Consider the following 13,329-nt stretch of genomic DNA (forward strand, 5'->3'; position numbering starts at 1 on the left):
CGCAGCGCGAGCTGGTACTCAAAATGCCACTCCTGACGCCTGAGTGCAATTTTTCTAAAAAAATTTGCTCATCTCGCATCCAGTAATTGACATTTTTTCTCAAATGTATATTGTATTCAATATTCTAAATGCATAGATCGCAATTTGCGATCCTGTGTTTTCAAGACCGGCAGTACCGCCGAAATGAGAAAAGCGCGTCAGACGCAAGGCATTCCGGCTAAAAACGAATTCAGATGCGGGCATCGTTGTGCGCTACTGATGCAGTAGATCGTCAAATAAGGGCTTCAACCCAATTACAGGAGACAACATCATGCAGAAAAACTTCATACGCCAGCCGATGAAAGTCGGATTCTTTGTCACTACCATGTGCTGTGCACTCAGTGCTTCCGCCTGGGAACCGACCAAACCGGTGGAACTGGTGGTTCCTTTTAGCGCCGGTGGTGCATCCGACCAGATGGCACGCTCTATTCAGGGCATCATCACCAAGCACAATTTGATGAAGCAACCGCTCATCGTGCAAAACAAGGCCGGCGCCAGCGGTGCGGAAGGTTTGCTGGATCTGAAAGCAGCTAAAGGCGATCCGAATAAAATCATCGTTGCCTCCTCCTCCATCTACACCACGCCACTTGCGACCAATTTGCCATTCAACTGGCGCGACCTGACACCTATCGCGATGATTGCGCAGGATGCATTTGTACTCTGGACCAATAGCCAGGCTGGTTATAAAACACCGATGGCCTACATCGACGATGTAAAGAAAAAACCTGAAACCTTCAAGATGGGTGGCACCAGCTCCAAGCGCGAAGATCACATGATTACCATGATGATCGAGAAGCAAACCGGCGCTAAATTCCTCTATATCCCATACAAAGGCGGCGGCGAAGCAGCGACGCAATTGTCCGGCAATCACATCAATTCCGACACCAACAATCCATCCGAATCGGTCTCGCAATGGCGTGCCGGCGAACACAATGCACTTTGCGTGTTCTCGGATAAACGCATCAGCTACACCGCCAAGGTAACGGCGACCCAAGGCTGGTCTGACATCCCGACTTGCAAGGAACAAGGTCTGAATGTCAGCTATGAAATGCTGCGCATTTTCATGATGCCAGGTGGCGTGAAACCGGAACAAACCCAGTTCTACGTAGACCTGTTCCAAAAGGTCATCGCCACGCCTGAGTGGAAAGCGTATCTGGAAAAGAATGCGCTGAAACCGGAATTCGTGACGGGCGACAAGCTGAATGCATTCCTGCAAAAGGATGAACAGCTGCATCGCGAAATCATGAAGGACGCGGGCTTCCTCCTCACCAAGTAATTCACCGTCATCACCCTGGCTCAATGACCAACAGCACCCTGTTGCCGTCATTGGGCCACATCACGGACTAACGAATATGAATCCATCAGAAACTTCCGCAGACGAAGAGAGGGAGCACTCTCGCGCTGTGATTACCATCCGTAACGCCGAAATACTGGTTGCCATTACCCTCGGCGTTGTATCCCTGATTACCATCTGGAGCAACTATCAATTAGGTGCAGGCTGGAGCTCATACGGCCCTGACGCCGGCTACTTCCCGCTGCGACTGGGTGTCGTCATCCTGTTAGCCAGCATCGTTGTACTGGTTCACGCGATACGTGACAACGACCAGACCGCCTTCCTTGAAATTGCACAGGCGCGCCTGGTGGCTGTCATCCTGTTGCCATTGATCGCCTTTGTATTTGCAATCGCCTATCTCGGCATTTACGTTGCGTCTGTCATCTTCATCGCAGCCTTCATGCTCTTCCTCGGCAAGTTCCCTTGGTGGAAAGCGGCCAGTGTCTCCATCATCATGATGCTGGTGTTCTTTTTTGTTTTTGAAATCCAGTTCAAGGTGCCGCTGCCCAAGGGTCCGATTGAAAACTGGCTAGGCTTCTGAGGAAAAATCATGGAAGAAATTAACTCACTCATGACGGGCTTCGGCCACGTCCTCAGCTGGCACAATATTGCGCTGATGTTCATCGGCATCCTGCTTGGCATCGTGGTCGGCGTGCTCCCTGGTCTGGGCGGGCCGAACGGCGTCGCCATTCTGTTGCCACTGACCTTCTCGATGAACCCGACCTCGGCCATCATCCTGCTCTCCTGCATTTACTGGGGCGCACTATTCGGCGGCGCCATCACCTCCATCCTGTTCAATATACCGGGGGAGGCGTGGTCAGTGGCCACCACCTTCGACGGTTATCCACTGGCGCAACAGGGCAAGGCCGGACAAGCGCTGACATCTGCTTTCACCGGTTCCTGCATCGGTGCATTGTTTGGCGTCATCGTCATCACCTTCCTCGCTCCGGTGGTTGCGAAATTCGCCTTGCGTTTCGGCCCGCCGGAATTCTTCGCTGTCTACTTCCTGACCTTCTGCAGCTTCATCGGCATGGGCAAGGAGCCAAAAGCGAAGATCATCATTTCGATGTGCGTCGGCTTCATGCTGGCTGCAGTCGGTATGGATACGGTATCCGGACAGTTGCGCATGACTTACGACATGCCTGATCTGTTGCGCGGCTTCGACTTCCTGGTTGCGGTGATTGGCTTGTTTGGCGTCAGCGAAATCCTGATCACGATGGAAGAAGGCCTGGCCTTCAAGGGCAAGAAAGCCGCCATCGATCTGAAGATCGTGTTCAAAACATGGGCACAGATGCCACGCTACTGGATGACCCTGCTGCGCTCGTCGGTGATCGGTTGCTGGCTGGGTATCACTCCCGGCGGTGCGGTTGCTGCGTCCTTCATGGGTTACGGCATGGCGAAGAAGTTGTCGCGCGATTCGGCATCCTTCGGCAAAGGCAATATGGAAGGCGTACTGGCACCGGAAACTGCAGCACATGCAGCAGGTACTAGCGCACTCCTGCCTATGCTGGCGCTCGGCATCCCTGGTTCAGCAACTGCCGCAGTTCTGCTCGGCGGCCTGATGATCTGGGGCTTGCAACCAGGCCCTATGCTGTTCGTCGAACAGAAAGACTTTGTCTGGAGCCTGATCGCCAGCATGTACCTCGGCAACATCGTCGGCTTGCTGGTAGTGCTGAGTACGGTACCGGTGTTCGCAGCGATCCTGCGCATTCCGTTCTCCATCATTGCGCCATCCATCATGGTGATCTGTGCCATCGGCGCTTATACCGTACACAGTGCCGAATTCGATATCTGGCTGATGGTGGTCTTTGGTGTAATCGGCTACATCTTCAAGAAATTGCAGTATCCATTGGCACCGCTGGTGCTGGCACTGGTACTCGGCGATCGCGCAGAAGATGCATTCCGTCAAACCATGGTTGGCTCCAAAGGCGCGCTCGGCGTGTTCTGGGGCAGCGGCCTGGTCGGCACCGTAATGACGCTGGCTGTCATCGCACTGATCTGGCCTATCATCAGCAGCCTGATCAACAACTTCCGTCAAGCCAGTCAAAAGCCAGCCTGATAGATGTGCGTTGGATGGGTATCTGCCCATCCAAAACAAAAAGCCTGGAGAGTAATCTCCAGGCTTTTTTCTTTTACGCCGCCTGTTAAATGCAGCGCTAGTTCAACATCCGTTTATGAAACGCTTAGTTACGCAGCTTTACCATTCGCAGCACGCAAGTCAGCCATGACTGAATCACGCTTGTCCAGCAAATGCTGACGCAGGATACCTGCCAGACGTTTGCCGTCGCGCGCTTCCAGCGCCTGTATCATTTCGTCATGCTCGTGTATTGCGCGATCCCACTTCTCTTCTTTAAAGTTTGATTTAAAGCGCAGGGCCAGCAAACGACGATTCACCGACAAATAGATCTGGCGCAGCATCGAATTGCGTGCGGCTTCATTGATCTTGTTATGAATCGTCTGGTTGCGGCTGTAGTAACCGGGCAAGTCATTCTGTGCACGGCACACCAGCATGGCCTGATGCAAGGCTTTGATGTCGGCGATCTCTGCCGGCGAGATGCGCTCTGCAGCCAGTTCACCTGACAAGGCTTCCAGACCGCTCATCATTTCAAATGCTTCCCAGATTTCAGTGTCGTTCATCTTCGAGACAAAGGCACCGCGATTCGGCACGATGTCGATCAAGCCCTCAGATGCCAGCACCTTCATCGCTTCACGCAAAGGTGTACGCGAGATACCGAGTCGTTCGCACACTTCGCGCTCATTCAGTTTCATGCCCGGCGTCAGCACGCCTTCAATGATCAGCCGCTGCAAATGCTCAACCACTGCATCGTGCAAACGCTGACGTTCCATTCTGGGCAAATCAGGGCTGTTCATCTTTGCATCACCATCCATCAATGTATTTTGCATACGAAGTCCAAATAAATTTAACTCTATTTTAATCTAATTGTGTCTATGGTGACGCAGCGCGCCATATAGCCAGGCAATAAAAACGATATATCAGCAAACGCTAGCCAAAGCCAATGCCAGAAAAGGCTGGCGCGCCACAGACAAAGTGATTCTGCGTAGCTACTCCGACAACACAAATCTCACCCTCAGCAAAATAGTCACGTTTACCTGCAAAAGGCTTTACTAATCAAAAACCCTCTGCTAGAGTATTTTGTATGCAATATTCAATTGACGCGTAGTTTCCTTAGGAGAATGAAATGTTGAAGTTAGACTTCCACCCAGCAGGCCGCCATTTCTTGCAAATTCCAGGTCCTAGCCCGGTGCCAGACCGCATTCTGCGTGCGATGAGCCTCCCGACCATCGACCACCGCGGCCCTGAATTCGGTGCGCTGGGATTGCAAGTTCTGTCCGGCATTCAAAAGATTTTCAAAACCACCCAGCCTGTTGTGATCTACCCTGCCTCCGGTACCGGCGCATGGGAAGCAGCACTGACCAATACCCTCAGCCCTGGCGACACCGTACTGATGTATGAAACCGGCCACTTCGCTACGCTGTGGAAAAAAATGGCGGAAGCACTCGGCCTCAAACCTGAATTCATTGGCTTGCCTGGCATAGAAGGCTGGCGTCGCGGCGTTCAGGCCGATGCGATCGAAGCGCGCCTGCGCGCCGATACCGGCCACGCCATCAAAGCGGTTTGCGTCGTGCATAACGAAACCTCGACCGGCGTAACGTCCAATATCGCAGCAGTACGTAAAGCTATCGATGCAGCAAAGCACCCTGCACTGCTGCTGGTAGACACCATCTCCGGCCTCGCCGCCGCTGACTATCGTCACGATGAATGGGGCGTCGATGTCACCGTCTCCGGCTCGCAAAAAGGTTTGATGCTGCCACCAGGCATCAGCTTCAATGCCATCTCGAAAAAAGCGATTGAAGCCAGCAAAACCGCCAAACTGCCGCGCGCATTCTGGGGCTGGACTGAAATCATCGAGATGAACAAAACCGGCTACTGGCCATACACACCGAACACCAATCTGTTGTACGGCCTGAACGAAGCACTCGACATGATTCTGGAAGAAGGTCTGGACAATGTATTTGCACGTCATGACCGCCTGTCCGCAGCATGCCGCCTGGCAGTCAATGCCTGGGGCCTGGAAGTGCAATGCGCCGATCCGACTGTGTACTCACCTATCCTGACCGGCGTCATGACACCGGAAGGCTTCGACGCTGATGCGATCCGTAAAACCATCTACGAGCGCTTCAATATGTCGCTGGGTACCGGCCTCGGCAAGATGAAAGGACGCATGTTCCGTATCGGCCATCTGGGTGAAGCGAATGACCTGAGCCTGATGGCGACACTGGCTGGGTGTGAAATGGGTCTGAAAATCGCAGGCGTCAAACTGGCGGGCAGCGGTGTAGGCGCGGCGATGGAATACCTGGCTGAACAAAAAATCCCGCCGCTGAAAATCGCAGCGTGATTCAACTGTCACGGAAATGAACTTCCATGCTTGCACAACAGCACATCGTTAGCAGGCTGCATTACAGATACAGGCTTGCCCGGCAGGGTAAGTCTGTATCGCATCCTTTCGCCATGGAACTCTCCGCTGGCAGGTTTTACAGATGTAAGCACAGCAACAAAGTACAGCACTACCAGAATACTTATCTGCTCCAGAAAAGGACAACCCGAACATGCTCGTCAAGCCTATCCACTTCGTTCCTGTAAGCGGCAGTAGTCCTAGTCCGCTGGCCAGCCGTTTGCGCAAGGAATTGCGAGGCGACGTATTGTTCAGCAAGGCGGATCGCGGGCGTTACGCCACCGACGCATCCATCTATCAAATCATGCCGATAGGCGTGGTCGTGCCGCGCGATCAGGATGACCTGCTGCTTGCCCTCGACATCGCACGCTCGGAAAAAACACCTATCCTCGCGCGTGGCGGCGGTACCAGCCAGTGCGGCCAGACCGTGGGCGAAGCGCTGGTCATCGACAACAGCAAATGGCTCAACAATGTCATCGACTTCGATCCGATCGCACGCACCGTCACCGTCGAGCCGGGTATCGTGCTCGATCATTTGAATGCGTGGCTCAAACCGCATAACCTGTGGTTCCCGGTCGATGTCTCAACTGCAGCGCAATGCACGATAGGCGGCATGGCTGGCAATAACTCTTGCGGTTCGCGCTCGATTGAATACGGCAATATGGTGCACAACGTGCTGGCTATCGATGCGGTACTCGCCGATGGTACGCAAGGTCGCTTCGAAACACTGGAAAAGATGGCGAACAACGCGCGCCTGCAGGAGATTACACGTGGTCTGCGCAGTATTGCCCTGCGCGAGCAGGATGAAATTATCGAACGCGTACCCAAGGTATTGCGTCGCGTCGGTGGCTATAACATCGACTTGTTTGACTGCCAGAACCCACGCGCGTACACCGATGACGGCAGCGCCAATCTGGCGCACATCCTGGTCGGTTCCGAAGGCACGCTGGCATACAGCCGCCAACTGAAGCTCAAGCTGGTGCCACTGCCTAAACACAAGGTACTCGGCGTCATCAACTTCCCGACCTTTTACCAGGCGATGGATGCCGCACAGCACATCGTCAAGCTGCTGCCTACCGCAGTTGAACTGGTCGACAGCACCATGATCAAGCTGTCGCTGAATAATCCGGCCTTCCGTCCTGTAATAGAGAAAGCACTGGTCGGCACGCCGGAAGCGATCCTGCTGGTGGAGTTTTCAGGTGACGACAAAGCGGCATTGGTAGAGCGCCTGTCCGCATTGTCCGACCTGATGAGTGATCTGAGTCTGCCGGGTTCGGTCGTCGATATGGTTGATGCCGGTGAACAAAAATCATTGTGGGATGTGCGCAAGGCCGGACTGAATATCATGATGAGCATGAAGGGCGACGGCAAGCCGGTTTCCTTCATCGAAGATTGCGCAGTGCCCCTGGTGCACCTGGCGGAATACACCAGCCGCCTCACCGAAGTCTTCCACAAATACCATACCGAAGGCACCTGGTATGCACATGCCAGCGTCGGTACGCTGCACGTACGTCCTATCCTCGACATGCGTCGCAATGGCGCGGCCGACATGCGCCAGATCGCGGAAGAAGCATCAGCGCTGGTACGCGAATACAAAGGTGCATACTCCGGCGAACACGGCGACGGCTTGTGCCGCGGCGAATGGGTGTCCTGGCAATACGGTCCGAAGATCAATCAGGCCTTCAGCGAAATCAAGGACTTGTTCGATCCGGAAAATCGCTACAATCCGGACAAGATCGTACGACCGCCGAAGATGGATGAGAAAAGTAATTTCCGCTTTGCGCCCGGCTATCGCGAACTGCCGCTCAAGACACAAATGGATTGGTCAGACTGGGACGTCACGCGCGATCCGGCCAGCGGCGTGGAAACTGCACCTGGCACCGGCGATGACCGCACCGGCGGTTTGGCCAAGGCGGTAGAGATGTGTAACAACAATGGTCACTGCCGCAAATTCGATGCAGATACCATGTGCCCCAGCTATCGCATCACCAAGGATGAACGTCACGTTACGCGTGGTCGCGCCAATACCTTGCGTCTTGCGATCTCCGGCCAACTGGGCGACGACGGACTGGCCAGCGCAGAAGTCAAGGAAGTGCTCGACCTGTGCGTCTCCTGCAAAGGTTGCAAACGCGATTGCCCGACCGGCGTCGACATGGCAAAGGTCAAGATAGAAGCACGCGCCGCCTGGGCCAGCCGTCATGGCAGCACGCTGCGTGAAAAAATGGTGGCCTTCATGCCGCGCTACGCGCCGTATGCCAGTCGCATCGGCGGCTTGCTGGCGGTGGGCGACAGATTACCGCTGATCTCAGGCTGGCTGAAGAAGAGTCTTGGGTTGGCACCGCAACGCGCCTTCCCGCGCTTCCGCACCTCATTCCTGTCGCAACTCGGCGCCCGCAGCAAGACCGCGGGTGGTACCAAGGAAGTACTGCTGTTTGTCGATACCTTCAACAATTACATGGAACCGGAAAACGCTCGTGCCGCACAGGCAGTGCTGGAAGCAGCAGGCTACACCGTGCATTTCAATGTAAAAGAAGACGAACGCCCGCTCTGTTGTGGTCGTACTTATCTGTCCGCCGGCCTGGTCGATCAGGCAAAACAGGAAGCACGGCGCACACTCGATGCCTTGATGCCCTACATCAATCGCGGCGTCGCCGTGGTTGGTCTGGAACCATCCTGCCTGTTATCGCTGCGCGATGAATTCCTCAGCTATGGCTATGGTGAAGAAGCGAAAAAGCTCGCGAGCATGGCCTGGCTGTTTGAAGAATTCCTCGTCAATGAAAAAGCGGCCGGACGACTGCAACTGGATCTGAAACCGCTGGCGGTCAGCAAGGCTATGGTGCACGGACACTGCCATCAGAAAGCATTCAATGCCGTGCGTCCGGTGCAAACCGTGTTGCAATGGATACCGCAACTCGATGTCGCACTGATCGAATCATCCTGTTGCGGCATGGCCGGCAGCTTCGGTTATGAAGCCGAGCATTACGAGGCATCACAGGCCATGGGTGAGCTCAAGCTATTCCCGGCAATACGTGCAGCAGAGGAAAATACGCTGTTCGTCGCTGACGGCACCAGCTGCCGCCATCAAATTGCCGACGGGACACAGGAAAACGCGATGCACGTCGCCCGTGTACTGGCAGATTCCTTGCGTACACACTAAGCTCGCTTCAATCTAATTACATCCGTCAACAAAGGCCCATCCGGTTTCCGGGTAGGCCTTTTTTTTATATCATGCTGATAAGAAAGCCGGCTACGGCAGGAACCAATCCGGCTCTTGCAACTCCGACAAATATAAACAGGCGAGATCTGCCGCTTTGGAAAAATTAATCCACCTCCTTTGACATGGATCAAGCAAGGGCTTTACCGTCGTCCTAGAATCAGAATGAGCACCTCCCCCTACACAGCGAAGGAGTACATCATGTTCAAAAAAATCCTCATCCCTACCGACGGTTCAGCACTATCCGACAAAGCCGTCGATGCCGCCATCGAGTTTGCGCAGAAAATGGGTAGCGAACTACTCGTACTATCGGTCGCCGAGCCTTATGTATACATGGGTCTGATGGAAGGAGCAGGTGTATTCCCGACCGATCCGGCCATGTATGACGACAAGGTCAAGGAACTGGCGCAAAAGCATCTGGACAAGGTTGAAGCCGCCACGCGCAACAAGGGCATCAGCTGCCAAACCATGGTAGCGGTCGGACTCAGTCCTTATGAAGAAATCGTACGCGTTGCAGAAGAGCAAAAATGCGACGCCATCTTCATGGCCTCACATGGCCGCAAAGGTTTGAACAAACTCTTTATCGGTAGCGAAACGCAAAAAGTGCTCGCCCATACCACCCTGCCAGTACTGGTTCTGCGCTAAAACGCGCCGCCGCAACTCATCCGGGGCGACACTCGTCGCCCCTGTCATTTCCGGTCGCGATAGCCGACCCGGCTGATTTTGTCCCCGTGGTATCATTGCGCTTCGAAAAAATGCACAGGATACAAGCGTATCCCCCTCTGCCAGCCAGATCGCATCTCACCTTTTTCACCCTGATCGTCGTCATCTAGCCCAGAACGGAATTAGCCATGCGGATACAAACTTTCCTGCTCAGCTGCGCCCTTGCCCTTGTGACATTAACGGCACAGGCATTCGATCGTCCATTTCCGGATACCGTGAAACGCGGCGTGATGACACCGGCGAACTATCCGGCCATCATCATCGATGAAAAGACACGTACCTTATCAGCGGGTGCCCGCATCTGGAATCAGGACAATATGATAGAGATGCCATCCGCCTTGCGCGGTAGCGACTTCGCTGTGAACTACACCGAAAGCGATACCGGCGACATCGATCGCATCTGGATACTCACCGCTGACGAAGCGAAAAAAACATTGCCGCTGTTGCCAGTGAAGCCGGCACCAGTCAAACCACTGCCGGCACCGGTAAGCACGACCAAATAAGTAAACGTTAGATAAGCCACACCATGCAGAAGAAGATATACATCAAGACTTTCGGTTGCCAGATGAACGAGTACGACTCGGACAAAATGGTCGACGTCCTCAACGCATCCGAAGGCTTGATCAAAACCGACACGCCGGAAGATGCCGATGTGATCCTGCTCAATACCTGTTCGGTACGGGAAAAAGCGCAAGAGAAAGTATTCTCCGACCTCGGTCGTCTGCGCGAACTGAAGATCAACAAACCTGACCTCGTGATCGGCGTTGGCGGCTGTGTCGCCTCGCAGGAAGGTGACGTCATCGTCAAACGTGCACCGTATGTCGATCTGGTGTTTGGCCCGCAAACCCTGCATCGGCTGCCGGAAATGCTGAAGCAGCGTCGCTCCACCGGGCGCTCGCAAGTCGATATCAGCTTCCCGGAAATCGAAAAGTTTGATCACATGCCGCCGGCCAAGGTGGAAGGCGCGACCGCTTTCGTTTCCATCATGGAAGGTTGCAGCAAATATTGCAGCTATTGCGTCGTGCCTTATACCCGCGGCGAAGAAGTCTCGCGTCGCTTCGACGACGTACTGGCTGAAGTCGCCGGACTCGAAGCACAAGGCGTTAAGGAAATCACGCTGCTCGGCCAAAACGTCAACGCCTATCGCGGTGAAATGGCAGATGGCGAAATCGCCGACTTCGCATTGCTGATCGAATACATCGCCGAGCTGGAAGGCATAGAACGGATACGCTACGTTACCAGCCATCCGAAAGAATTCACGCAACGCCTGATCGATACTTACGCCAAAGTGCCGAAACTGGTGAACCACCTCTACCTGCCGGCACAGCACGGCTCGGATCGCATACTCGCGGCGATGAAGCGTGGCTATACTTCGCTCGAGTACAAATCCATCCTGCGTCGCCTGCGCGAAGTACGGCCGAATATTTCGATCTCGTCTGACTTCATCGTCGGCTTCCCCGGCGAAACCGATGCCGACTTTGAAGCGATGATGAAGCTGATCACCGATATTGGTTACGACAATAGCTTTAGTTTCATCTTCAGCCCGCGTCCGGGTACACCGGCCGCCAATCTGGAAGATGACACACCACACGAGGTCAAACTAGAGCGCCTACAGCGCCTGCAAGCGGTGATCGATCAGAACACGCGTCGCTATAGCGATGAAATGGTCGGCACCGTGCAACGCATACTGGTCGAAGGCCCGTCGAAAAAAGACGCCAACGAACTGCAAGGCCGCACCGAAAACAACCGTGTCGTCAACTTTGCTGCAGGCGAGCATGGTGCGCGCCTGATCGGCCAGATGATCGATGTCAATATTGTGCAATCCTTCGCCTATACTTTGCGTGGCGAAATCATCGTGAAGCAGTAAAAAACATATCGTTAAGGTCACTTCCCTAACCCCTATCGCGCAAGCACTTACGCTACTAAGCCAAAATTGAAAACAAAAACTGCCGTCCAACCACTGTATTTCGTCCCCGAGCCGCTGGATAACAAGCGCCTCGCGCATCTGTGCGGCCCTATGGATGAAAACCTGCGGCAGATTTCCGCTGCACTCGACGTCACCATCTTCCGGCGTGGCGAGAAGTTCATCGTCAGCGGCAGCAACGGTGCGCGTGCACTGGAAATACTGGAACAGTTTTATGAAGTGGCCGATAAAATCGTGCCGCTGGAAGAAGTGCAACTGGCATTGGTAGAACAACGTGCAGCGCTGGCAGAGCCGGAACTGGTATTGCCGGCAGCAACCCACAAGCCATCGAAGAAAAAAGTCGTCGAGTCAGTCACCGATGCGCCGGTTTTAAAAACCCGCCGCCATGATTTGCGTGGCCGTACGCCGCATCAGATCCAGTACATCAAAGCCATCATGGAACACGACATCACCTTCGGTGTCGGTCCGGCCGGTACCGGCAAAACTTATCTGGCAGTGGCCTGCGCGGTCGATGCGCTGGAACGTGATGCGGTCAAACGCATCGTGCTGACCCGCCCTGCGGTGGAAGCAGGTGAACGCCTCGGCTTCCTGCCCGGTGACCTGTCGCAAAAGATCGATCCTTACCTGCGCCCGCTATACGACGCACTGTACGACTTACTCGGCTTCGACCGTACGCAAAAAATGTTCGAGAAGCAGGCGATAGAAATTGCACCGCTCGCCTATATGCGCGGCCGTACCCTGAACCACGCTTTCGTGATCCTGGATGAAGCACAAAACACCACGCCGGAACAAATGAAGATGTTCCTGACGCGTATAGGCTTCGGCAGCAAGGCCGTCGTTACCGGCGACATCACGCAGATCGATTTGCAACACAATCAAAAAAGCGGTCTGGTAGAAGCCGTAGATGTACTGAAAGATGTACGCGGCCTCGCCTTCACCCGCTTCTCCAGCGCCGACGTGGTCCGCCACCCGCTGGTGGCACGCATAGTCGACGCTTATGACGAAGCAAACCAACTGGCCAAACCCGCTGCCAAGAAAACCGTAGCCACTAAAACCGCGACCAGACATGCTGCAAAAAAATAAGCTTTCCCTGTCCGTGCAATACCCGGACAAGCGCCTGCAAGACACCATCACCCGCCCCAAATTGCGCGCCTGGGTCAAGGCCGCCTTGCTGGCACCGGCGCAAATCACGCTGCGCTTCGTCGATGCAGAAGAAGGCAAGGTATTGAACCGCAATTACCGCGGCAAGGATTACGCCACCAATGTCCTGACCTTCGCCTACACCGAAGACGAAGATGCCGAAACCACGCAGGCCGACATCATCCTCTGTACCGACGTCTTGCAACTGGAAGCGGCTGAACAGGAAAAAAGCCTGGAAGAACATGCGGCCCATCTGGTGGTGCACGGCGTCCTGCATGCACAAGGTTACGACCACGAATCGGACGAAGAAGCAGAAGAAATGGAAGCGCTGGAAATCGAAATTCTGGCCGACCTGGGTTACCGTAATCCCTACATCAACCTTTGATTTCTTGGTCTTGCGCGTAGGCAAGCACCCGCTTCCACGCGCCTTGCCGTGCTTTTTTGGTGGTGCGCGGCATTTGTTGTATCCTAATATCTATCG

Annotated in this window: 11 protein-coding genes; 10 read left to right on the forward strand and 1 reads right to left on the reverse strand. The window is 54.5% G+C overall.

Features of this window, described 5'->3' with window-relative positions; genetic code table 11:
- Positions 1–310: 310 nt before the first annotated feature.
- The 3 genes from DBR37_RS16345 to DBR37_RS16355 all read left to right on the forward strand — a co-directional run bounded on the left by DBR37_RS16345 (position 311) and on the right by DBR37_RS16355 (position 3,431).
- A complete protein-coding gene (locus tag DBR37_RS16345; RefSeq protein ID WP_199739145.1) occupies positions 311–1,315 on the forward strand; it encodes a tripartite tricarboxylate transporter substrate binding protein in 1,005 nt (334 codons plus the stop codon).
- A 76-nt stretch (positions 1,316–1,391) separates the two neighbouring features.
- A complete protein-coding gene (locus DBR37_RS16350) occupies positions 1,392–1,913 on the forward strand; it encodes a tripartite tricarboxylate transporter TctB family protein (protein ID WP_124575542.1) in 522 nt (173 codons plus the stop codon).
- Positions 1,914–1,922: 9 nt separating this feature from the next.
- Positions 1,923–3,431, forward strand: coding sequence for a tripartite tricarboxylate transporter permease (locus tag DBR37_RS16355; protein ID WP_124575543.1), 1,509 nt, complete (start codon positions 1,923–1,925; stop codon positions 3,429–3,431).
- A gap of 128 nt (positions 3,432–3,559) precedes the next feature.
- Here DBR37_RS16355 and DBR37_RS16360 read toward each other — a convergent pair whose 3' ends face one another.
- Positions 3,560–4,276, reverse strand: coding sequence for a GntR family transcriptional regulator (locus tag DBR37_RS16360; protein WP_124575544.1), 717 nt, complete (start codon positions 4,274–4,276; stop codon positions 3,560–3,562).
- Positions 4,277–4,572: 296 nt separating this feature from the next.
- Between DBR37_RS16360 and DBR37_RS16365 the strand changes: the two genes are divergently transcribed.
- The 7 genes from DBR37_RS16365 (at position 4,573) to ybeY (ending at position 13,233) form a co-directional block, all read left to right on the forward strand.
- Positions 4,573–5,790, forward strand: a complete 1,218-nt coding sequence (locus tag DBR37_RS16365) for an alanine--glyoxylate aminotransferase family protein (protein ID WP_124575545.1) — start codon at positions 4,573–4,575, stop codon at positions 5,788–5,790.
- Positions 5,791–6,001: 211 nt separating this feature from the next.
- On the forward strand, positions 6,002–9,004 hold the full coding sequence (locus tag DBR37_RS16370; protein ID WP_124575546.1) for an FAD-binding and (Fe-S)-binding domain-containing protein: 3,003 nt from the start codon (positions 6,002–6,004) through the stop codon (positions 9,002–9,004).
- Positions 9,005–9,262: 258 nt separating this feature from the next.
- Complete coding sequence (locus DBR37_RS16375) at positions 9,263–9,706, forward strand: universal stress protein (RefSeq protein WP_124575547.1); 444 nt, start codon at positions 9,263–9,265, stop codon at positions 9,704–9,706.
- A gap of 206 nt (positions 9,707–9,912) precedes the next feature.
- Entirely contained in the window at positions 9,913–10,287 is a 375-nt protein-coding gene (locus DBR37_RS16380; RefSeq protein WP_124575548.1) for a hypothetical protein, read from the forward strand.
- A 23-nt stretch (positions 10,288–10,310) separates the two neighbouring features.
- Positions 10,311–11,651, forward strand: coding sequence for a tRNA (N6-isopentenyl adenosine(37)-C2)-methylthiotransferase MiaB (miaB, locus tag DBR37_RS16385; protein ID WP_124575549.1), 1,341 nt, complete (start codon positions 10,311–10,313; stop codon positions 11,649–11,651).
- Between the two features lie 66 nt (positions 11,652–11,717).
- Positions 11,718–12,791, forward strand: a complete 1,074-nt coding sequence (locus tag DBR37_RS16390) for a PhoH family protein (protein WP_124575550.1) — start codon at positions 11,718–11,720, stop codon at positions 12,789–12,791.
- Entirely contained in the window at positions 12,775–13,233 is a 459-nt protein-coding gene (ybeY, locus tag DBR37_RS16395; RefSeq protein WP_199739146.1) for an rRNA maturation RNase YbeY, read from the forward strand. Before DBR37_RS16390 ends, ybeY begins: the two co-directional genes overlap by 17 nt.
- Positions 13,234–13,329: the final 96 nt, after the last annotated feature.

Origin of the sequence: Herminiimonas sp. KBW02, from assembly GCF_003852535.1 — a bacterium.
In the GTDB taxonomy this organism is placed as follows: Bacteria; Pseudomonadota; Gammaproteobacteria; order Burkholderiales; family Burkholderiaceae_D; genus Oxalicibacterium.